Raw genomic sequence first — 21,516 nt, forward strand, 5'->3', positions numbered from 1 at the left:
ATTAAAAAAAGAAAATCATGAAAAACATAGCAATTACAAAAGAAGTTCAAGACACATTAACGCCACAATCAGTATTAACTGATTTAATGGAAGGAAACAAAAGATTTACATCTGGAAATACTCAAAGTGTAGACAATAAAGCTTTGGTTGAACAAACAGTAGGAGGACAATTTCCAAAAGCTGTAGTACTATCTTGTATTGATTCTAGAGTACCAGTAGAAACGGTTTTAGATCAAGCAATTGGAGATGTTTTTGTAGCTCGTGTAGCTGGAAACTTTGAAAACACAGATATACTCGGAAGCATGGAGTATTCTTGTAAAGTTGCAGGAAGTAAATTAGTTTTTGTACTAGGTCATGAAGCTTGCGGTGCTGTAAAAGCAGCTTGCGATGGTGTAGAGTTAGGTAACATAACACATTTATTAAGTAACATTACTCCTGCAGTAAAACTATCTTCAGAAACAGTTGAAGGTGAAGCAAACTCATCTAACAACGATTTTGTTGCAGCAACTGTTGCCAACAATGTAAAACTTACTATAGACAGAATACGCGAGAGAAGTCCAATTCTAAAAGAAATGGAAGACAATGGAGAGATAACTATAGTTGGAGGTGTTTATATGCTATCTTCAGGAAAAGTAGAATTATTATAGACATGTAATGAGTAATAAAAAAAGCCGCTTATTAGCGGCTTTTTATTTATTTTTTTGAAGATGCTGTTTCTGCAGGCAATTCTTCTTTTATAATGTAAGGAAAAATCATAGGAGCTAATGATTCTACTGGTTTGTATAGTACAGAATTTTCTATGTTGTCAGCTTCTAAAAAGGGAATGGTTCTATTCATTTTGCTAAAAACCATCAATGCAATACTCAAAATCAGACCAATTTTTAACGCACCAAAAACACCACCAAGAAGTTTATTTAACATTCCTAAAGCAGCAAAATCTGCTAGCTTTGTCAATGCTTTTCCAGCTAGAGAAATAACTAATACAATTATTACAAAGGTTATGGCAAATGCAGTAATATTAATGGTTTGTTCGTTCCAATCTACTTTGGTTTCTAAAAAACCAGCAGCAAAATCACTAAAATGAATAGCACCAAACACACCAGCAATAAGTGCAACTAAAGAAGCAACTTCTACAAAAAGACCTTTTGAAAGTCCGCGAATTAGACCAAATAGAATTAGGGCTCCTAAAATGATATCTAAAATATTCATACAAATATGTGTTTTACAAACCTACATATTTTAAATTCAAAAAAAGAAATTAAAAGTGTGGTGTAATAATAACGATAGAGTTTCCTTAGTATTTTATATCTCTGTAACTTTGTGATTTAAAAATTAAAAAAGATTTTCGTTTTAACGAAAAATAAGTATGGCAAGAGACGAGCAGTTAAAGCAGCGATGGGAGTTAGTGGTTGATAAACTATCCACTCAGTTTGCTGATGGTGATCCTCTAGATTTGGATGCAGTTATCTATTTAATTGGTGTTCAGGAATTAGGACAGTTACATCGCAAATTCAAAAAAGATGAAAAACTCAACCTTATGCATATTGCTATTTGTAGATTGTTGGAACCTTATGGGTATTATACGTTTGATTATATAGATGAACAAGGTTGGCCACATTATATTATAAAGGAAGAATTACCAAATTTAAAAGCTGGCGAGCAAAGTGTTTTAATGAAAGAAGCCATTGTAAACTATTTTCTTCAAGCAGAGTTTATAACATAAGATTTGTTAAATTTGCTCATTATTTTGAAAGAGATATCATGATTGATAAGATTAAAGAGCTCATTGAGGAAGCAGAAGCATTTTCTGCTCAATCTATGGACGAAATAGAAGCATTCCGAATTAAGTATTTAGGAAAAAAAGGATTGCTTAACGATTATTTTGCTGAGTTTAAAAACGTGGCAAATGAACAAAAAAAAGAATTTGGGCAAGTCATTAACAAATTAAAAACGACTGCTCAAGAAAAAGTTACTGCTTTAAAAGAAGAGTTAGAAGGAAAAGACGAAACTCAAGGGAGTTTTGGAGATTTAACACGTCCTGGTGAACCTGTGCAAATTGGAGCGCGCCACCCTATTTCGTTAGTTAAGAATCAAATTATAGATATTTTTTCACGTATTGGATTCAACGTTAGTGAAGGTCCTGAAATTGAAGACGATTGGCATAACTTTACTGCATTGAACTTGCCAGAATATCATCCAGCACGTGATATGCAAGATACCTTTTTCATTCAAACGAATCCTGATATTTTGTTGCGTACACATACAAGTTCTGTGCAAGTACGTTATATGGAAAACAACAAACCTCCAATTCGTACCATTTCTCCAGGAAGAGTATACCGTAACGAAGCTATTTCGGCGCGTTCGCATTGCTTTTTCCATCAAGTAGAAGGATTATATATAGATAAAAATGTAAGCTTTGCGGATTTAAAACAAACACTGCAATACTTTACAACTGAAATGTTTGGAAAGTCTAAAATCAGGTTGCGTCCATCCTATTTTCCATTTACTGAACCAAGTGCTGAAGTGGATGTGTATTGGGGACTGGAAACCGAAATTGACTATCGCATCACCAAAGGAACAGGTTGGTTAGAAATTATGGGTTGTGGTATGGTAGACCCTAATGTGCTTATAAATTGTGGCATCGACCCTGAAGTATATTCTGGTTTTGCTTTTGGAATGGGAATTGACCGAATTGCGATGTTGTTACACCAAATAGGAGATATTCGTTTATTAAGCGAAAATGATGTACGATTCTTAGATCAATTCAAGTCGGCCTTATAATTTATTGTCATTACGAGGTTAATGTCATTCCGACCGTAGTGGAGGAATCTTTTTCTATGAACAAGATTAAAGCAGCACATAATTATTACGTTTATATTTTAACAAACAAAAACAAAACTGTTTTATATATAGGTGTAACAAATAATTTAAAGGAGCGGTTGTATTATCATAGTAACCCAGAAGCACATTCCAAATCATTTTCTCATAAGTATAATTGTAAATACTTAATCTATTTTGAGCATTTTTTTGAAATTGAAGAAGCAATTAAAAGAGAGAAACAACTTAAAAAATGGAATAGAGCTAAAAAAGAAAGGTTGATTAATTTTAAAAATCCTGATTGGACTTTTTTGAATGATGCTGTTTGAGATTTCTCGACAAGCTCGAAATGACAGTAACGAGTGTTTTTTCTCATCATTCTTAAGCATTGTCATTCCGACTGAAGTGGAGGAATCTCAGATTAATACGATTAGGGTTAATTAGATTGAAACAATAGATAGATTTCTGAACAAACACTTTTTGATAAAGAATTATGAAAAAAGATATCCAAATCCCAGAAGTATCAAATGTGTATGTAGCTGTTGTAAATGAGTACAACGACGTTTACAAAACTCACGATTGGAACGCGTATATCATTAATGATAAAGATGTTGCTCTAGAAATGGTGTTAATTGTAACTAGAGGTTATTCTGAAACAAAAACGACGTCTACCATGCGCCATAAATTAGAAAAATTACCAGCTAAAAGCTACGCTAAAATTGAACTTATGCAAGAAGATATTCTAGCATTAAACAATGAGTTTAAGGTGACGTTTTTTGAGAACAACAAAATGTTCGATAAAACCTATGTGTTTAGAAAAAACACGATTAATAAAAAGGTATTGCAACCAGTTCCTTTAATGGAAGTACGAGGTGTTTTGATGAGGTGATTTTGTTTAGTGCTTTGATATAAACTTTTTTAATTGTTTATATCTGTTGTTAAACTAAGTTCGATATTTTTTTGACAAAGTCAAGCGAGTTAATCCAACCTCTCAGTCAGTTTCTTAAACTCTTTTTTGGCATCTTTACCTTCATATAAAATGGCATATACCGCATTAATTATTGGTAGTTTAGTTTTCTTTTTGTTTTTTTCATTTAGTAAATGTGCACTTTTAGTCGCATAATAACCCTCAGCCACCATACTCATTTCCATCATAGCAGATTTTACGGTATAACCCTTACCGATCATGTTTCCAAACATGCGGTTTCTAGAAAATACAGAGTAACCAGTTACTAATAAATCGCCTAAATAAGCAGAGTTATTAATATTACGTTTCATTTTATGCATCTTCTTAATGAACCGCTTCATTTCACGAATGGCATTACTCATTAATACGCTCTGGAAGTTGTCGCCATAACCCAACCCATGTGCAATTCCAGCTGCAATGGCGTAAATATTCTTGAGCATCACAGCGTACTCAGTACCAATAATATCGTCGCTAATTTTGGTTTTAATATAGTCGCTGCTTAACGCATCTGCAATGGCTTGCGCTTTTGTAGCATCGGCACATGAAATGGTTAAGTACGACAAGCGCTCTAAAGCCACTTCTTCGGCATGACAAGGCCCAGCAATGACACCTATATTTTCGAATGGAATGTTATAAAACTCATGAAAATGTTCACCAACCAACAAACCAGATTCTGGAATAATACCTTTTACAGCCGATACTATGGTTTTATTAGAGACATCAACCGTTAGTTTTTCAAGCTCATTATGCACAAATGCCGAAGGGATTACAAAAATAAGTACATCAGCATAAGTAGCTGTTTCGTTAATGTCGTTACTAAGTTTTAATTGTGATAAATTAAACTCGACCGAGCTTAAATAACTTGGGTTGTGCTGGTGCGTTTTTATATAGTCTATGGCTTGTTTGTTGCGCATATACCAGCCAACTTCATTTAAATTTTCGCATAGCATTTTTACAATAGCAGTAGCCCAACTTCCGCCTCCAAAAACCGCATACTTTAAATCTGACATCACTAATAATTAGAATTCATGGTTTCAAAAATACATAAAATATAGTGCTTCATTTTTTGCTGACAATCAAAGAGTTATGATTTTGGCACGTAATTTGAAAAGCTCTAAGTATAAATGTTAAAAGAAAAGCTTATGAAGACTTTAAAACTACTTTCAGGATTTGCTCTAGTAGCACTATTATTTACTTCTTGTTATACAGAAGTTATTGTTGATGACGAACCATCAATATCTTTAAATCAGTTATTAAATACTCATGAGTTATGGTATGTAGATATTAATAAAACAATTGGAACTGGTGAAACTACGTTTTTACAAATTGCATTTACAATCTCTTTTAAAAACGGTACGCTTTACGCAAACAATAACTTAGTTGGTATTGGAAGCAAAGGAAATGGTTTTGGCATTCCAGTAGGAAGCTATGGTACTTATGATATGATTTTAGATATATATCATGATATTGATGGATTTAACACCTTTGATGTGTATCAAATTGATTCTAATACCATCGAATTGTATAACCCAAACAACGACACCTCATATTTTTTAAACGGTTACCAACGTAGTAACTTCGACTATGATTTTGTGTTCTACGATAATATTCATTATTTCTTACAAGAATATGAAGCTTGGGAAAAAACATATACAAGTGATGTAGGTGCATTAAACGAGTTTGATTACGAAAACTATTTACAGTTTTTATCTGGTGGCGATGATTCAGATTTTAGAAGTTCGCAAGATGAAAATGTAAGCAATGTTGCTAATATTTACTGGGATTATTCTGGGAAATACGGAGTACATGATGTTGCGAATAATAACTACTTAAAAACTTTAACATTAGATTACGATTATTTTGACAATGAATATTTTGAATTAAACGTTCTTAATGATGCGCAAATAGAATTATATCATCCTACATCTGGAACCTATTACGAATTTGAAGGAAGAGGATATATAGAATATATGAGAACAACAGATACTAAAACATCTAAATCTCAAAAAAAGCGTAAACAAAAAACAGAAAAGAAAGATAACCCACGGGTTAACACAAGAAGCTAGAATTTTGGTTGGTTATTTTAGTTTTGAAACTGCTTAGAATTTATATTTCTAAGCAGTTTCTCTTTTTATAGTGACTATAAATAAACTGTTGTGTCTAAAACAGTACATAGAGTTATTAACAATAATTGGAGTTACAATAACATTTTAAGAACTTTATGAGATATTATTTAATAACCTTAAAACAAACAAAATAATGGGAATATTTTCATTTATTAAAAATGCAGGAGCAAAAGTTTTTGGAATTGGTAAAACTGATGCTGAAGAGGCTGCTGAAGCATTAGAAGCAAAAAGAAAGGCAGAAGCAGCGGCAGCGGAGCACATGATGCAAACCGTAAAAGATTTGCAATTAGAAGTTGAAAACTTAGAGATTCACATTGAAGGAGAAAATGCAAGAATTAGAGGTGCAGCTTTTGATCAAGCAACAAAAGAAAAAGTGGTATTGGTTGTTGGAAATTCTAACGGAATTGCAACTGTAAACGACCAAATGACAGTTGAGCATGTAGAACCAGAAGCTCAATTTCATACGGTTGTTAGTGGTGATACCTTAGGGAAAATAGCCAAGAAATTTTATGGAAACGCGATGAAGTATCCTGTAATTTTTGAAGCGAACAAGCCAATGCTTAAAGATCCAGATTTAATTTACCCAGGTCAAGTATTGCGTATTCCAGCCTTAGACTAAATCTATCAATTTATATATAAAGAAAAACCCAGACCTGAAGGTCTGGGTTTTTTATATTTTTTCTTCAAATTCAGGACAATCTATTCTAATATCCGAGTTTATTAATTCTTTTTCCAATAAATTACAATAGTCTTTTTGCATGCGCATATTGTAAAATTTACATCCAAAACAAGTACGCTGTACGGTTAATATCTCTGTTTTATGTAACTTATAAATTAATGTGCTTAGGGTTTTAAATAAATCATCTAAATTTTCAGTTGCAAAGGTGTTTATTTGTTGTTGTAATGGATTTGCAAAACTCTCGGTTTGAGAGACTATTTGTTTGCCAGATTTAGATAAAAGTATAGAATAACTTCTACTATCATGTTGCGAAAAATCTTTAATGATAAACTCTTTTTTATGTAATACACGAATAGCATCACTAATAGTAGGCTTTGTAAGGTTAAACTCTTTTGCCAAATGGCTAACATTACAGAGCTCAGTTTTGTGGTAAGCAATAAAAATTAGTATTTGAATTTGAATAGGGCTTAAGCCAAACTGTTTTGCTTTATCCCATAATAGTACTCTAAATACTTCTGAAATGCGCTCAAGACCAGCGACAATTTTACTGGAAATATTCTTGTTTTGATACTCTGGATTAAAAACATTTTTGCTCATAAAAAAACCTGCCGAATTGTATCGACAGGTAAAGTTAGTCATCCTAACTTGTTTTTAAAAATAAAAATTAACCTTTTACATCAGCCATAGATGCACCAAAGTTAATGTGTAGTACATTTCCAGTTGGTGTTACTAATGCAGGAACAGACTTTACACCTGCTTTTTCAGCGTCTTCAATTTTAGTTCTTTCTGTACCAATATTAATAATTTCAACATTGTTAGATCCAACTAAATCGATAATGTCATGTTCTGCACTTACACATACAGGGCATCCAGCGTGATAAAAAATAGACTTACTCATAGTTTTATATTTAAAAGTTTGATATAAATATAGTAAGGAATCCTAACTAATTAAAATAAAAACAATAATATTTAAGTTTTTAACAATTTTATTTATAGAAATTCATTTCGTCAAGGTATTGCCAAACGTGTTCTGGCAACATAGGCTTGACGTTTTTTCCAGCTTTAATAGATTTTCTTATAAAGGTTGAAGATAACTCCATAATTGGCGCATCAACTTTTACAATATTTGGATGCTCTTCAAATTGGTGGTTTACTTTACCCTCCGAGATTCTTGGGTACACATAAATACTATGCCTTGCTAAAATTACCTCGTAGTTTTTCCATTTATGAAAACTTTTTAAATTATCCTCTCCCATAATGAGTGCAAATACATTTTCGGGATATTTTTCTTCTAAATAACTTAATGTGTTTACTGTGTAATTTGGCTGAGGTAGTCCAAACTCAATGTTACTTTCTTTTAATTTTGGATAATCTTTTGTGGCAAGATATACCATCTCTAGACGTTGATAGTCATCAAGCAAGGAGTTTTTCTTTTTAAAAGGACTATGTGGTGTTACTACAAACCATACTTGGTCAAGGTCACTATATTCAGCCAAATGATTGGCGATGGTTAAATGACCAACATGAATAGGATTAAACGTGCCAAAATAAAGACCAACTTTCATTTTTCAAGTATTTGGATTTATAAAATTGTTTACCAAAGTATAAGCTTCATCTAAAGCTTTGTCTAAAGAATCATTTTCTATAATCACATCAAAAAGAGGAGCAGTTGCTAACTCAGCAGAGGCTTTTGCAACACGCATATTTATTTTGTCTTCACTTTCTGTTTTACGTTTTTTAAGGCGTATTTTAAGTTCATCGATACTTGGTGGTTTTACGAAAATTGCTAATGTCTGCTCTGGAAATTTTCTTTTTATACGTAATCCTCCAGACACATCAATATCGAAAATAACATGCTTCCCCATTGCCCAAATACGCTCAACTTCAGTTTTTAAAGTGCCATAAAAATTATCACGATAGACTTCTTCCCACTCTAAAAATTCATCCTTTTTAATTTTAGAAATAAATTCTTTTGCTGATAGAAAATAGTAATCTTTTCCGTTGATTTCTTCTCCTCTTTTATCTCTAGAAGTTGCAGAAATAGAAAACTCTAAATTAAGTTCTGGCTGTTTTAACAAATGTCGTACAATAGTTGTTTTACCAGATCCTGAAGGTGCTGAGAATACAATTAGTTTACCCTTACTCATAATTAAAGTACATTTAATAATTGTTCTTTAATTTTTTCTAATTCATCCTTCATCTGTACTACTAATTTTTGCATAGGCGCATAATTAGCCTTAGAACCAATAGTATTAATCTCTCTACCTATTTCTTGACCAATAAACCCAAGCTTTTTTCCATTGGAATCAGCTGAGTTTAGTGACTTGACAAAGTATTCTAAATGATTATGAAGTCGTACTTTTTCTTCAGTAATATCAAATTTTTCAATATAGTAAACGAGTTCTTGCTCAAACCTATTTTCGTCTACTTTTTCTTTTAGATCAGCAATCCCTTTTCTAAGTCGCTCTCTAACATTTTCGATACGTTCTGGGTCAATAGCTATTACTTGTTCAAGTAGATTATCAATGTTTTTAATTCGATCGTTAAAGTCACTTTCTAGGGCTTTTCCTTCTTGGAGTCTATAGTCCTTAATTTTTTCTAAAGTTGCTTTAATACCATCTTCAATTTGTTTCCATTCGTCAGCATCAATATCATCACGTTCGGTACTTAAAGCATCAGGAAACCTTACAGCCATTTTTAATAATTCAGTATCATCACCATCAACAACATCCTTTAGTTGTTGCATATAGGTTTTTACAACAGGCTTATTTACTTTGCTTGTAGTTTCTTCACCAGTAATTTCTAGATATAAAGAAAAATCTATCTTACCTCTTACAAGATGCGATGCAATAAGTTTTCTAATATGTAATTCTTTTTCACGATAGACTGATGGCATACGTGTGTTCAAATCAAGGTTTTTGCTATTAAGCGATTTTATTTCTAAGGAAATTTTTTTAGTTGGAAACTGAAGTACAGATTTTCCATAACCTGTCATTGATTGTATCATTTGTAAAATTTAAAGTTGCACAAAGATAATTAAATCACTTAAGTAATGAAGTCATAAAATTGAAACATAAAACTGTAAATATTACCTTTATAGCAAACTAAAATATATGTATATAAAAGCATTTGATATTAGATGGAATGATTTAGATGCAAATAAGCACTTAGGAAACTCAACTTATGTAGAATATATGAGTGATACTAGAATGAGTTTTTTAATGAGTCATGGATTAAGTTTAGATGTAATTAACAATTTTGGTTTGGGACCAATTGTGATGTATGAACATGTGTATTATTTTAAAGAAATTGAACTAGATGATAAGATAAAAGTAAGTTTAGAAGTTTCGGGAATGAGTGAGGATGGACGCTTTATAAAAATGGAGCATAATTTTTATAATGAATTAGGGAAAAACCTAGCCAATGCCGAAATGTTGTTTTCATGGATGGATTTAGAAACACGAAGATTTGGAAGAATATCAAACGAATTCTTGCAAAAAATAGAAGGTTTCCCAAGAACTAAAAACTTTAAAATTCTGACAAAAGAAGACACTAAAAACTTAATTAAAAAACCTATTGACCTCCCTGACAGCGTGTTGTAAAAGATTTTTTACTAACTTAATACCATAAAACACTAACTAAACAAATAATATTATGGAAGAATTTGATGTTAATTGGATTGCCCTAATTGTAGCAGCAATTATACCTTTAGTAACAGGATTTACTTGGTATCATCCTAAAGTTTTTGGAACTGCATGGATGAAAGAATCTGGCATGACTGAAGAAAAAGCTAAAAACATGAATCCTGGAAAAACCTATGGATTAGCAGTGGTTTTTGCATTTATAGCAGGATTTTTTCTTTGGACTCAAGTAATGACAGGCGGAGGCCCAGGAATGCCTCATGGACCTGAAGGTGAGTTTATGACCTTTAAGCATGGAGCTTTTCATGGAGTTTTAGTTGCTGTAATGGTAGTGTTACCTGTATTTGCAACAAATGCCTTGTTCGAAATGAAATCGGCTAAGTACGTACTAATTAATGTAGGGTATTGGGTTTTAACTTTTGCGTTAATGGGAGGATTGCTTAACGCTTGGGCTTAAAAGGAAGTAGAATATTAAATTAAGAGGCTTTTATAGCCTCTTTTTTTGTTTTAAAAGGTGTATGCTGCCTAAACTCCTTTATTTTTACTCTTTTAATTAGTAGCTTAATAATTGCATTAATGAATGGTTTTTTATGTTTTATATAACAGGTTAAATCTGTTGGAATAGCGCCTATGGTTGTTTTTATTTCAGAAGCTGTTCGTCCAAAATTAATATGAGACACACGTTTTTCAATACCAATTCGTACATAATCATTTAAAATTCTTGGGTAAATAGCGTGTTCTCTATTTAAGCTATAATTCAAACCAATAAAATGAGCATCTAAATGATTATTATTTGCTAAGGCAGAAAGGAAGCCTACTAATTCGTTTTTAAAAAAATAAGCCTTTACTATAAAATCATCATGATATCTCTCTCGTAAATGTATATAGGTATCTAAATTTAAAACTTGTGCATTAAAATTGGCATTAGCAATAGTATTTTCATATAGCGATTGAAGCTGGTCTTTATAAATTGCAAAATCTTCCTCAGTAAATAAACGTGCGGTTAAAGAACTACTAGATGTATCAGCTTTATTAACTTTTACTCGATATTTAGACTTTAAATTGTTTTTATAATCATCAAAGTTTTTCCAGTCATTGTCAAGTTTCAAAATTAAATTTGGTTCAATGCGCATTGCAGTAAAGCCAAAATCTTCAAAATAACATGTTAAAGGTAAAGAGTCTTTTAAAAAATCTTTTAAGACAATTGCATGAAGGGGTTTAATGCTTCTTGCAATTGAATTTATTTCAGTTGCGATAACATCTATGATTTTAATTTTATCGGTTTCATTTTTTAGATAAAGACCATGTTCACCACTTAAAAAAATGTTTCCATTTGTCATAATTTTCATAGAATTATTACAGAATAGCCTATGAAATATCTTTTTTAACCAACTAGCTAATTTTATATTTTTTAAAATGACGTCTACACTTAACTCAATGGTTTGAATTAGAGCTAAAGCAATGGCATTGTCATTCTTCTCTACAACAATGTATTTGAAATCTATGTTTGGGTTAGAGACTTCGAACGAATTAAGAAATTCTGGACTAAAATAGACATTACTGGTACATCCAAGTTCTCCCCATTGTTTAGAAGAAATTGCACTTACAGTATTATAGGTAACTACTTTAAAATGATTCATCGTAGTATTAGTCTCAACTTTTTTAATTCCCTACAAACTACAATTTTTCAATTTGAGACTTAGCTGCTTTAATAGTTTTTTGTGAGTTACCAATAAAAATTTGATTGTCTAAAATAATTACTGGACGTTTTAAAAAAGTATAATGATCTAAAATGTAGTGTTTATAATCGGCTTCTTTAAGCGACTGGTTTTTTAAATCCATTTCTTTATAAAGCTTAGCTCTTTTGCTAAAAAGAGCTTCATAATTACCTGCTAATTTATGCATTTCTTCTAACTGAGAAACAGTAATTGATTGTTCTTTGATGTCTTGAAGCACAAAATCAGAAGGAAGATTAAGCTCCTTAATAATACGTATGCACGTATTACAAGTTTTTAAAAAGTATATTTTTTTCATGATAAACAAACATTAACTTTACAAAGAAAATCAATTAAGATTAATACTTATATTTTTAATTAAATAAAATGAATTACCAATTTGATATCACTTTAAAAAACAGAACTATTTTAAACTCTTTTTTTGAGAAATGTTCATTAGAAGAACTGAACAAAGTTCCAGAAGGATTCAACAACAACATCATTTGGAATTTAGCACATGTAATAGTAACTCAGCAGCTTTTAGTGTATGGCTTATCTGGATTGCCTATGATGACAAATGATGATTTAGTGGCCAAATATAGAAAAGGCACGAAAGTAGAAGGAAATGTTACGCAAAAAGAAGTTGAAGAGATTAAGGGTCTATTATTTTCTACATTGAAACAAACCGAAGAAGATTATAAAAAAGGAGTATTTAAACAATATAACACTTATACAACATCTACCAATAGTACAATGACAAATGTTGAAGAAGCAATTGCTTTTAATAATTTTCATGAAGGCATTCACCTAGGGTATATTTTAGCATTAAAAAGAGCATTATAGCATTATGGATTATTTTTCAGTAGTAGCAGTCTTAACAGTTTTATCGGCAGTTTTCGGATATATAAATGTTAAGTTTTTAAAATTACCAATTACCATAGGTTTAATGATTATTACAATTGTATTTACTCTTATAATTGTGGTTATTGGTCAATTTGATGATACCTTATTAATTAGAGAAAAAGAACTCATCTCTCAAATAGATTTTAAAACTGTGTTACTTGATATTATGCTAAGTTTTCTGCTTTTTGCAGGAGCATTACATACTAATTTCGCACAGCTAAAAGTTCAACGATGGCCAGTATTTGTATTCGCAACACTAGGTGTATTGATGTCAACTTTTTTGGTTGGAATTATTATGTTTTATGTACTTCAATTAGTAGGATTACAAGTAGATTTTATTTACTGCTTGCTGTTTGGAGCCTTAATTTCACCAACAGATCCTATTGCAGTACTTGGAATATTGAAAAAAGCTGGAGTGCCTAAAAAACTGGAGACTAAAATTGTTGGAGAATCTTTGTTTAATGATGGTGTTGGGGTTGTTATATTTTTAACAATTTTTAAAATAGCCGAAGGAGGAAGTGATGTTACTTTAGGATACATTACTGAAATGTTTGCTGTAGAAGTACTAGGAGGAATTGTTTTAGGTTTAATTCTTGGGTGGATTACATATAGAATGATGCGCTCTATAGACGATTATGAAGTAGAGGTTATTATTACTATAGCGGCTGTAATGGGGGGAACACTTCTAGCTCAAAGTTTGCATATGTCTGCACCATTAGCAATGGTAACTGCAGGACTCATAGTTGGCAATGATACTGTTAGAAATTCTGCAATGTCTGAAATTACTGAAGCTTATGTTGATAAATTTTGGGAACTTATAGATGTGTTTTTGAATACCATTTTATTTGTAATGATTGGTATGGAAATGTTAGTATTAACATTTGAAGGTAGTTATATCATAGCTGGTTTATTAGGGATTCCAATTGTACTTTTAGCAAGATTTGTATCTCTTTGGGGGCCAATTAAATTTTTTGATAAAAAACTAGAGTTTGTTCCTAATACTAATATTATTATGACTTGGGGAGGCTTAAGAGGTGGTATTTCTATTGCATTAGCTTTAAGTTTAACTCAAGAAATGCATAAGGAATTGTTTTTAGTAATTACTTATATAATTGTAGCATTTTCAATAATAGGACAAGGTTTAACCGTAGAACCAATTGTTAAAAAACTAACAAAGCCTAAAGACTAGTAAATTTTTAAGAAACTTTCTATAGCTTCAAAAGGCACTGTAAATTCAGTAATTCCATCAGCGTAAGATGCTATTTCGTAAACATTATAGAAAAAGACAACACCTTCGTCATTAAAGCCAATATTTGCAGGAAGAGAAAAAGGTTTTCCGAAAAAATAATTAACTTCACTGCCTTTGATTTCTTCTTCAAAATATGTTTTTGCAACCTTAATTAAACCTTCTTTATCGATAAATAAATCATCAAGATTTAAGAGAGTTCCCGAGGAGTCAAAATTAAAAAAAGTGACATTTAAATTTCCATGTGCACCACCAGAATTAATATAACCATTTATTGCAATAGAGATAAGTTCAGATGATTGGTAAGTCACTTCCCCATCAACACTAGCATCCCAAACCATGGCATTTTCACCAAAACCGTCTTTAAAAGATTTATATTCAGAATCAAAGGTTTTTATAGCATATTTTAATTGAAGTGTATCTGAGGGTTCTTCAAGAAATACCAACATATTTGCAATATGGTTTTCAATTGTTTTGTTAATTGCTTTAGCTTGAGCCGAAGCACCTTCTGCTTTAGGGATGTTTAGCTCTATGATAGCATTATCTTCATGAAGGGTATTTGTTTCACTAAAACTTACTAAGGTTGTTTCTTCACAAGAAAAGACCATTATTAATAAAAATAAAGCAGCATATTTTGTTTTCAACACAATTATTTTGAATTAATACTATAAAGATATTGTATACTTTTGAATACAACGAATTATATATACATTTGTTGCAAATAATTAGAAAGATGAAGTTTAATACCAAGACCATTCATGGAGGCCAAGAACATGATCCTGCTTATGGAGCAGTAATGCCTCCAATTTATCAAACATCTACGTATGCCCAAAGTACTCCTGGAGGTCATAAAGGGTTTGAATACTCAAGAACTCACAATCCAACACGTAAGGCTCTAGAAAATGCTTTTGCAAGTATTGAAAATGGAAATTATGGTTTGGCTTTTGGCTCTGGATTAGCAGCTATTGATGCAGTAATTAAACTTTTAGAGCCTGGAGACGAGGTCATTTCTACTAACGATTTATATGGAGGAACGTATCGTTTGTTTAAGCATATTTTTGAAAAATTTGGAATTAAATTTCATTTCGTTGGAATGGAAAGTGTTTCTAATGTGGAAGAAAAAATTAATGCAAACACAAAATTAATTTGGACAGAAACACCTACAAATCCAATGCTAAATATTATTGATATAAAAGCATTAGCAACTGTAGCTAAAAAGCACAATGTGTTGTTGGCTGTCGATAATACTTTTGCAACACCATATTTACAGCGACCATTAGATTTAGGAGCAGATATAGTAATGCACTCTGCTACAAAATATTTAGGAGGCCATAGCGATGTTGTTATGGGAGCACTCATGTTAAGAGACGAAAAACTAGCCGAAAAGCTTTATTTTATTCAAAATGCAAGTGGAGCTGTATGTGGACCTCAAGACAGTTTTTTAGTACTTAGAGGCATAAAAACATTGCATGTTAGAATGCAGAGACACTGTGAAAATGGTAAAGCAGTAGCTGAATATTTAGCATCTCATCCAAAAATAGAAAAAGTGTATTGGCCTGGTTTTAAAACTCATCCAAATTATAACATAGCAAAAGAACAAATGAAAGATTTTGGAGGAATGTTATCTTTTACGACAAAAGGGAACAATTATGAAAAGTCAATTAAGATAGTTGAAAACCTAAAAATATTTACACTTGCCGAATCCTTAGGAGGTGTTGAATCACTTTCTGGTCATCCAGCTAGTATGACGCATGCAAGTATTCCTAAAGAAGAACGTGAAAAAACAGGAGTTGTAGATTCTTTAATTAGATTAAGCGTTGGAATTGAAGACGAAAAAGATTTAATAGACGATTTAAAGCAGGCGCTTAGTTTAATCTAGATAATAGATATAACCTACATTAAGCCATAATAACCAATCGTTAAATTTATTTGATTCCAGTTGGTGGTTTAAACCATCGACCCAGTCATTTCCGTAATATTGCCATCTAAGATCTATCATAAGGTCTGATAGTACTCCAATTTTATATCTAGTACCTATACTTGTTACAATTGACCATCCGCTAACGGGTTCGTTACTTACAGATCCATCTTGCCAAAAAGAGTAAAAGTTATTAGAATTGTTAATATCGCCATCTCCATAGGTTGTTGAGACTTCAGGGGTAGAATAAGTATAATGAACTCCAAGACTTATAAAAGGTGCAAACCTATAAGCGAAACCTTGAAAATCTCGAATACTTTTTGGAAAAAACTCAATTTGAGTTCCAACATCAAAATTTTCGGCAACACCTTTATGAGCCCTTAATTGGTTAGCTTCAGTAGTAGTTTTATGAGGAGCTACCCATGCTCCAAGATGTTCTAGTTGAGTTTTGTTGTATGAAATTTCATTTCTTAACTTAAAATGATCACTAAAATAATTGTAAGTCGTATAACAGTTACAATCTGCACTATAAGCAAAGTTTAAATAATGAATAACGCCAATACCATATCCTGAATTCCCAAAGTTATTTTTTTCATTTTGTCGTTGTCCAAAATCTGACCTAAATTGTACAGGACCTGCTATAACCCCAATTTCATGAGAAAAACCTAATTGAGCAAAGGATACCTGGAAAAAGGTAAGTATGCATATTAGTGAAACTAATTGTTTAAGGTTAAGCATAGATATTATTTGCCGTTTATGGCTTTAATATGAGCAAATATAAAAAACTTCGACGAACGAACAAATTAATCCGATTAAACGTATAAATTAAATATTCATTATAAATAACAACTAATATTAAAAAGTTATTGTGAAATAATAAAAAAAAGATAATTTTTTTTTAAGATAATGTATATTTGTGCTCATAAAAATTTAATGATTTATTATTACTTCAAAATTATATAAATGAAAGCAAAAATAGATGCATTTTTGGAGCTTGTTAAAGAAAGAAATGGTAACGAACCAGAATTTATGCAAGCTGTGCACGAAGTTGCAGAAACGGTAATTCCGTTTATTGAGGAAAACCCAAAATATCAAGGTAAAATGCTACTTGAAAGAATGGTAGAACCAGAAAGAACGATCATTTTTAGAGTGCCATGGGTAGACGATAACGGAAATACTCAAGTGAATAGAGGATTTAGAGTAGAATTTAATTCTGCAATTGGACCTTATAAAGGAGGCTTACGTTTTCACCCAAGTGTTAACTTAAGTATACTTAAATTTTTAGGTTTTGAGCAAGTATTTAAAAACTCATTGACCACTTTACCAATGGGTGGAGGAAAAGGAGGATCAGATTTTAATCCAAAAGGAAAATCCGACAACGAAGTAATGCGTTTTTGTCAGTCGTTTATGAATGAGCTTTTTCGTCATATAGGCGCTAATACTGATGTTCCAGCTGGAGATATTGGTGTTGGTGGTCGTGAAATAGGTTACATGTTTGGACAATATAAAAGACTTAGAAATGAGTTCACAGGAATATTGACAGGCAAAGGTATAGCTTATGGAGGATCTTTAATTCGTCCTGAAGCAACAGGTTATGGTACAGTTTATTTTGCTAAAAATATGCTAGCAACAAAGGGAGATTCTTTTAATGAAAAAACAGTTGTTATTTCTGGCTCAGGAAACGTTGCCCAGTTTGCATGTGAAAAAGCAACTGAATTGGGAGCTAAAGTTGTTACTTTATCTGATTCTTCTGGATTTATTCATGATGCAGATGGTATTGATGCTGATAAATTAGCTTTTGTAATGAATTTAAAAAATGTTAAAAGAGGAAGAATAAGTGAATATACTTCGCAATACCCTTCGGCAATATTTCATGCTGATAAAAGACCATGGTCTATTTCGTGTGATATAGCATTACCATGTGCAACTCAAAATGAATTAAATGAGGAAGAAGCACAAGTATTAATATCAAATAATGTTATTGCAGTTGCAGAAGGAGCAAATATGCCAACAACCCCAGAAGCTATTGAAGCTTTTCAAAATGCAAAAGTGTTATTCTCGCCTGGAAAAGCGTCTAATGCAGGAGGTGTAGCAACTTCAGGCCTTGAAATGAGTCAAAACTCATTACGTTTAAATTGGACAAGAGAAGAGGTTGATGCTAAGCTAAATAGAATTATGGACGATATTCATGAATCTTGTGTAAAGTATGGAACAGGTGCAGATGGATATGTTAACTATGTAAGAGGTGCTAATATTGCAGGTTTTGTTAAAGTAGCAGATGCAATGCTGGATCAAGGAGTTGTTTAAAAGACAAACAAACCAAATAAGTTCTAAAGCTTCCAGATTTCTGGAAGCTTTTTACTTTTAATATATATGATTTCACTGTATTTGTCGTTAGTAATAAATATATTTGACTATTGAAATAAATAAATGAAAAAGAAGTTTTTTATAATATTTTTTGCACTTATTGGCGTGTTTTTTTTAAATGCTCAAAGTACTTCTTTGCTTTGGGAAGGACATTTTTCGTATTTGAACATTAAAGATGTAGTAGCGAGTCAAGAAAAAATTTATGCAGCTTCTGAAAATGCTATTTTCAGTTATGATTTAATAACTCAAGAGTTAGAAACAATTTCTACAGTTACTGGATTGTCTGGAGAATTAATTTCAACAATTCATTATAGCGAGAATTATAATTTACTAATTATAGGATATGAAAATGGATTGATGGAGGTTTTTAATGAATCTACTGAAGAAATGACAACTGTAGTCGATATTTTAGATAAAAATACAATTCCACCTAATAATAAAAGAATTAACCATTTTAGGGAACTTGATGAATATATTTTTATTTCAGCAGATTTTGGAATTTCGGTCTTTGATTTATCTAGGTTAGAATTTGGAGACACCTATTATATTGGAAATGGAGGATCGCAAATACAAGTTAATCAATCAACAATTTTCAATGGTTATATCTATGCAGCCTGTGAAGGTGGTGGAGGTATTAAAAGAGGTTTATTGAGTAGCCCAAACTTAATAGATTTTCAAGAATGGGAACAAATATCAACAAGTAATTTTAATGGAATTGAGACAGTTTTAAATAAGTTATACTGTACCTCTACGAATAGTAGAATTTATGAAATAAACGGCACAACACTTAATCAATTGGCAGTCTACCCAAGACAACCATTAGACATAAAAAGCTCAAACAATCAATTAGTTATAACGACCCAAGATAATGTTTATATTTATGACTCTGATTTCAATCTTTTGGTAAACCCAACGTTAACAATAGAATTTGACACTACTTTTACATCTTCTACAGTAACACAAGAAGGGATTTATATTGGCTCTAATGGATTTGGAGTTTTAAGAACAATAGAAGCAGATGTAGCAACATTTCTAGAAATACACCCAGATGGACCATTAAGAAACGATGTGTTTTCAATTACCTCTGGATTTGGGAATGTGTGGATTTCTTATGGAGACTATACAAAGTTCTACAATCCAAGCCCATTTAAAAATGAAGGTGTTAGTCAATTGTTTGACGATAAATGGAATAATATTTCTTATGAAAATGTTTTTGGATTACGAAATTTAAATGCCATTTCGATTAACCCTTTAAACCCACAACAAGTATTTGTAAGTTCTTTTCATGATGGGATGTTAGAAATTAATGACGGTATGGCAACACAAAGGCTAGATGAGACTAATAGCGGCTTAGAGTCTTTAGTTTTACCTAGTACACCAAATTATAAAAGTATTAGAGTTTCTGGGACTACATTTGATGATAATGGTGTACTATGGTCACTTACAGGTTTAGTAGAAAAGCCTTTAAAATCATACGACCCAAATTCAAATTTGTGGAGAAGCTTTGATTTTACTGAGTTAATTCCTAATGCTTTAACCGACAATATTGGATTTAAAGAACTTTTATTAGCTCCTTCAGGCGATATATTTATTGCTTCGTTTTCTTATGGGGTCATTGGTTTTAAAGAAAATGGAGGGAATTTTATATTTAGAAACGTTGATAAAGAAAACGGGAATCTACCAGAAAAATCTGTAAGAGCCATCGCTTTGGATAAAGGAGGCCAATTATGGATTGGAACAGACATAGGTTTGAGAGTACTTTATAATGTATCTGGGTTTTTTAATGATGAAAACTTGACGACTGATGAAATTGTAATATTGGATAATGGCATTCCTAAAGAGTTGCTTCAAGACCAATTTATATCCGATATTAAAGTCGATGGGTCAAATAATAAATGGGTAGCTACAATTGGAGCTGGGTTATATTATTTTTCGCCAGATGGTCAACAAACAATTTATCATTTCACGAAAGACAACTCACCGCTCCCGTCTAACAATGTAAATGATGTAAGTATCGATGATGTCAATGGAGTGATTTACATTGGTACGGATAAAGGATTGATGTCTTTTAAATCTGGAGGTTCTTCTCCTACCGAAGAACTAGTCGATGCATATGTGTATCCAAACCCAGTAAGACCCGAGTTTAATATTACTACCGAAAAAGTAAAAATAAAAGATATTACAGATAATGTTAATATTAAGATTACTGATATTGAAGGAAACTTAGTAGCTGAAGCACAATCTAGAGCAAATTCAAGATATCGAGGTTATAACCTTGAAATAGATGGAGGAACAGCCTATTGGAACGGAAAAAATATGGCAAATAATACCGTTGCTTCAGGGGTATATCTTGTAATGATTTCTGACATGGGATCCCTAGAAACAAAAGTCTTAAAGCTAATGATAATTAGGCAATGATAATTTCTACAAAAGCCATTGTTTTATCAAAAATTAAGTACAAAGATCACGATCTTATTATTAAGTGTTATACCGAAAAATTTGGAGTTATTTCTTATTTAGTAAAAAATGCGTTAAAAACTAAAAAAGGGAAATTTAAAGTTGCTTATTTTCAACCTTTGAGTTTATTAGAAATAGAAGCTGACCATAAAGAAAATCGCTCTTTAAACTATTTAAGAGACATAAAACTTCAGACATATTATAGTTCATTACATACCAATGTTATTAAAAGTACTATAGCCATGTTTCTATCCGAAGTTTTGTCCAGTATTTTAATTGAAGAAGAAAAGAACGAGGCTTTGTATAGTTTTTTAGAAACCACCATGATATGGTTTGATGAAAGTGAAACTAACACTAATTTTCATTTACTTTTTTTAACAGAACTCACAAAATATTTAGGTTTTTATCCAGAAAACCCTAAAACAATAAACAGTACATATTTTAATTTAGAAGAAGGTAAATTTCAAAACATCAAAACGAATTCTAACTGTATTACAGGAAATAATTTAACAATACTTAAACAGTGCTTAGGCATAAAATTTGATGATAGTAAATTATTGGAGATAACATCATCTCAAAAACGTGATTTTTTAAGTATGATATTACTCTATTTTAAGCTACATTTGGACGGATTTAAACACCCGAAATCTTTATCAATTTTAAATCAAGTATTTAGTTAA

At 31.5% G+C, this 21,516-nt stretch carries 26 protein-coding genes; 15 read left to right on the plus strand and 11 right to left on the minus strand.

All coding sequences use genetic code 11. The annotated features are described in order from the left end of the window. The first annotated feature begins 17 nt into the window (after positions 1 to 17). The gene (locus ABGB03_RS14855; protein ID WP_347923439.1) at positions 18 to 647 is read left to right on the plus strand and encodes a carbonic anhydrase family protein; all 630 of its coding nucleotides are present in this window, start codon (positions 18 to 20) and stop codon (positions 645 to 647) included. Between the two features lie 46 nt (positions 648 to 693). Here the strand turns inward: ABGB03_RS14855 and ABGB03_RS14860 are convergent, their stop codons facing one another. Continuing rightward, a complete protein-coding gene (locus ABGB03_RS14860) occupies positions 694 to 1,209 on the minus strand; it encodes a CvpA family protein (protein WP_347923441.1) in 516 nt (171 codons plus the stop codon). 157 nt (positions 1,210 to 1,366) lie between these two features. On the opposite strand from ABGB03_RS14860, the gene ABGB03_RS14865 reads away from it, so the two are divergent. The 4 genes from ABGB03_RS14865 to ABGB03_RS14880 all read left to right on the plus strand — a co-directional run bounded on the left by ABGB03_RS14865 (position 1,367) and on the right by ABGB03_RS14880 (position 3,706). Next, complete coding sequence (locus ABGB03_RS14865) at positions 1,367 to 1,723, plus strand: hypothetical protein (RefSeq protein WP_347923443.1); 357 nt, start codon at positions 1,367 to 1,369, stop codon at positions 1,721 to 1,723. 38 nt (positions 1,724 to 1,761) lie between these two features. Continuing rightward, on the plus strand, positions 1,762 to 2,781 hold the full coding sequence (pheS, locus tag ABGB03_RS14870) for a phenylalanine--tRNA ligase subunit alpha (protein WP_347923444.1): 1,020 nt from the start codon (positions 1,762 to 1,764) through the stop codon (positions 2,779 to 2,781). Between the two features lie 56 nt (positions 2,782 to 2,837). Next, the gene (locus ABGB03_RS14875) at positions 2,838 to 3,146 is read left to right on the plus strand and encodes a GIY-YIG nuclease family protein (protein ID WP_347923446.1); all 309 of its coding nucleotides are present in this window, start codon (positions 2,838 to 2,840) and stop codon (positions 3,144 to 3,146) included. 164 nt (positions 3,147 to 3,310) lie between these two features. After that, a complete protein-coding gene (locus tag ABGB03_RS14880; protein ID WP_347923448.1) occupies positions 3,311 to 3,706 on the plus strand; it encodes a hypothetical protein in 396 nt (131 codons plus the stop codon). Between the two features lie 89 nt (positions 3,707 to 3,795). Here the strand turns inward: ABGB03_RS14880 and ABGB03_RS14885 are convergent, their stop codons facing one another. Then, positions 3,796 to 4,797, minus strand: coding sequence for an NAD(P)H-dependent glycerol-3-phosphate dehydrogenase (locus tag ABGB03_RS14885; protein ID WP_347923450.1), 1,002 nt, complete (start codon positions 4,795 to 4,797; stop codon positions 3,796 to 3,798). Positions 4,798 to 4,926: 129 nt separating this feature from the next. On the opposite strand from ABGB03_RS14885, the gene ABGB03_RS14890 reads away from it, so the two are divergent. Together ABGB03_RS14890 and lysM are read left to right on the plus strand one after the other, a co-directional pair. After that, the gene (locus ABGB03_RS14890) at positions 4,927 to 5,850 is read left to right on the plus strand and encodes a nicotinic acid mononucleotide adenyltransferase (protein WP_347923452.1); all 924 of its coding nucleotides are present in this window, start codon (positions 4,927 to 4,929) and stop codon (positions 5,848 to 5,850) included. 193 nt (positions 5,851 to 6,043) lie between these two features. Continuing rightward, entirely contained in the window at positions 6,044 to 6,529 is a 486-nt protein-coding gene (gene lysM / locus ABGB03_RS14895) for a peptidoglycan-binding protein LysM (protein ID WP_347923454.1), read from the plus strand. A gap of 51 nt (positions 6,530 to 6,580) precedes the next feature. On the opposite strand, the gene ABGB03_RS14900 is transcribed toward lysM, so the two are convergent. The 5 genes from ABGB03_RS14900 to ABGB03_RS14920 all read right to left on the minus strand — a co-directional run bounded on the left by ABGB03_RS14900 (position 6,581) and on the right by ABGB03_RS14920 (position 9,596). Next, on the minus strand, positions 6,581 to 7,228 hold the full coding sequence (locus ABGB03_RS14900; protein ID WP_347923456.1) for a MarR family winged helix-turn-helix transcriptional regulator: 648 nt from the start codon (positions 7,226 to 7,228) through the stop codon (positions 6,581 to 6,583). A gap of 25 nt (positions 7,229 to 7,253) precedes the next feature. After that, the gene (locus ABGB03_RS14905) at positions 7,254 to 7,487 is read right to left on the minus strand and encodes a thioredoxin family protein (RefSeq protein WP_347923457.1); all 234 of its coding nucleotides are present in this window, start codon (positions 7,485 to 7,487) and stop codon (positions 7,254 to 7,256) included. 88 nt (positions 7,488 to 7,575) lie between these two features. Next, complete coding sequence (gene nadD / locus ABGB03_RS14910; protein WP_347923459.1) at positions 7,576 to 8,154, minus strand: nicotinate (nicotinamide) nucleotide adenylyltransferase; 579 nt, start codon at positions 8,152 to 8,154, stop codon at positions 7,576 to 7,578. A 3-nt stretch (positions 8,155 to 8,157) separates the two neighbouring features. Then, a complete protein-coding gene (gene gmk / locus ABGB03_RS14915) occupies positions 8,158 to 8,736 on the minus strand; it encodes a guanylate kinase (RefSeq protein ID WP_347923460.1) in 579 nt (192 codons plus the stop codon). A 2-nt stretch (positions 8,737 to 8,738) separates the two neighbouring features. Continuing rightward, positions 8,739 to 9,596, minus strand: a complete 858-nt coding sequence (locus ABGB03_RS14920) for a YicC/YloC family endoribonuclease (protein ID WP_347923461.1) — start codon at positions 9,594 to 9,596, stop codon at positions 8,739 to 8,741. Between the two features lie 106 nt (positions 9,597 to 9,702). Here ABGB03_RS14920 and ABGB03_RS14925 point away from each other — a divergent pair, with 106 nt between their 5' ends. After that, a complete protein-coding gene (locus ABGB03_RS14925; RefSeq protein WP_347923463.1) occupies positions 9,703 to 10,191 on the plus strand; it encodes an acyl-CoA thioesterase in 489 nt (162 codons plus the stop codon). A 52-nt stretch (positions 10,192 to 10,243) separates the two neighbouring features. Further along, positions 10,244 to 10,687 carry a DUF1761 domain-containing protein gene (locus ABGB03_RS14930; RefSeq protein WP_347923465.1) on the plus strand — a complete coding sequence of 148 codons (444 nt, stop codon included), beginning with the start codon at positions 10,244 to 10,246 and terminating at the stop codon, positions 10,685 to 10,687. A 19-nt stretch (positions 10,688 to 10,706) separates the two neighbouring features. On the opposite strand, the gene ABGB03_RS14935 is transcribed toward ABGB03_RS14930, so the two are convergent. Both ABGB03_RS14935 and ABGB03_RS14940 read right to left on the minus strand, forming a co-directional pair. Beyond that, on the minus strand, positions 10,707 to 11,870 hold the full coding sequence (locus ABGB03_RS14935; protein ID WP_347923467.1) for a hypothetical protein: 1,164 nt from the start codon (positions 11,868 to 11,870) through the stop codon (positions 10,707 to 10,709). A 37-nt stretch (positions 11,871 to 11,907) separates the two neighbouring features. After that, positions 11,908 to 12,264, minus strand: coding sequence for an ArsC/Spx/MgsR family protein (locus ABGB03_RS14940; protein WP_347923468.1), 357 nt, complete (start codon positions 12,262 to 12,264; stop codon positions 11,908 to 11,910). Between the two features lie 68 nt (positions 12,265 to 12,332). Here ABGB03_RS14940 and ABGB03_RS14945 point away from each other — a divergent pair, with 68 nt between their 5' ends. Together ABGB03_RS14945 and ABGB03_RS14950 are read left to right on the plus strand one after the other, a co-directional pair. Next, positions 12,333 to 12,788 carry a DinB family protein gene (locus ABGB03_RS14945; RefSeq protein ID WP_347923470.1) on the plus strand — a complete coding sequence of 152 codons (456 nt, stop codon included), beginning with the start codon at positions 12,333 to 12,335 and terminating at the stop codon, positions 12,786 to 12,788. A 4-nt stretch (positions 12,789 to 12,792) separates the two neighbouring features. Next, positions 12,793 to 14,037, plus strand: coding sequence for a sodium:proton antiporter (locus ABGB03_RS14950; RefSeq protein WP_347923472.1), 1,245 nt, complete (start codon positions 12,793 to 12,795; stop codon positions 14,035 to 14,037). Here ABGB03_RS14950 and ABGB03_RS14955 read toward each other — a convergent pair. Continuing rightward, positions 14,034 to 14,738, minus strand: coding sequence for a DUF3298 and DUF4163 domain-containing protein (locus tag ABGB03_RS14955; protein WP_347923474.1), 705 nt, complete (start codon positions 14,736 to 14,738; stop codon positions 14,034 to 14,036). The two genes, ABGB03_RS14950 and ABGB03_RS14955, sit on opposite strands and share 4 nt — an antisense overlap. Positions 14,739 to 14,827: 89 nt before the next feature. Between ABGB03_RS14955 and ABGB03_RS14960 the strand changes: the two genes are divergently transcribed. Further along, a complete protein-coding gene (locus tag ABGB03_RS14960) occupies positions 14,828 to 15,973 on the plus strand; it encodes a cystathionine gamma-synthase (protein ID WP_347923476.1) in 1,146 nt (381 codons plus the stop codon). On the opposite strand, the gene ABGB03_RS14965 is transcribed toward ABGB03_RS14960, so the two are convergent. Next, positions 15,965 to 16,750: a glutamate dehydrogenase gene (locus ABGB03_RS14965; protein WP_347923478.1), complete on the minus strand. Its 786-nt coding sequence runs from the start codon at positions 16,748 to 16,750 to the stop codon at positions 15,965 to 15,967. The two genes, ABGB03_RS14960 and ABGB03_RS14965, sit on opposite strands and share 9 nt — an antisense overlap. Positions 16,751 to 16,975: 225 nt before the next feature. Here ABGB03_RS14965 and gdhA point away from each other — a divergent pair, with 225 nt between their 5' ends. The 3 genes from gdhA to recO all read left to right on the plus strand — a co-directional run bounded on the left by gdhA (position 16,976) and on the right by recO (position 21,516). Continuing rightward, complete coding sequence (gene gdhA, locus ABGB03_RS14970; protein ID WP_347923480.1) at positions 16,976 to 18,319, plus strand: NADP-specific glutamate dehydrogenase; 1,344 nt, start codon at positions 16,976 to 16,978, stop codon at positions 18,317 to 18,319. A gap of 123 nt (positions 18,320 to 18,442) precedes the next feature. Further along, positions 18,443 to 20,797, plus strand: coding sequence for a two-component regulator propeller domain-containing protein (locus tag ABGB03_RS14975; RefSeq protein ID WP_347923482.1), 2,355 nt, complete (start codon positions 18,443 to 18,445; stop codon positions 20,795 to 20,797). Next, positions 20,794 to 21,516 (plus strand): DNA repair protein RecO, encoded by a 723-nt coding sequence (gene recO, locus ABGB03_RS14980; RefSeq protein ID WP_347923483.1) that lies wholly within the window; start codon positions 20,794 to 20,796, stop codon positions 21,514 to 21,516. The genes ABGB03_RS14975 and recO overlap by 4 nt, the downstream gene beginning before the upstream one ends.

Origin of the sequence: Pontimicrobium sp. SW4 (assembly GCF_039954625.1) — a bacterium.
Lineage (GTDB): Bacteria > Bacteroidota > Bacteroidia > Flavobacteriales > Flavobacteriaceae > Pontimicrobium.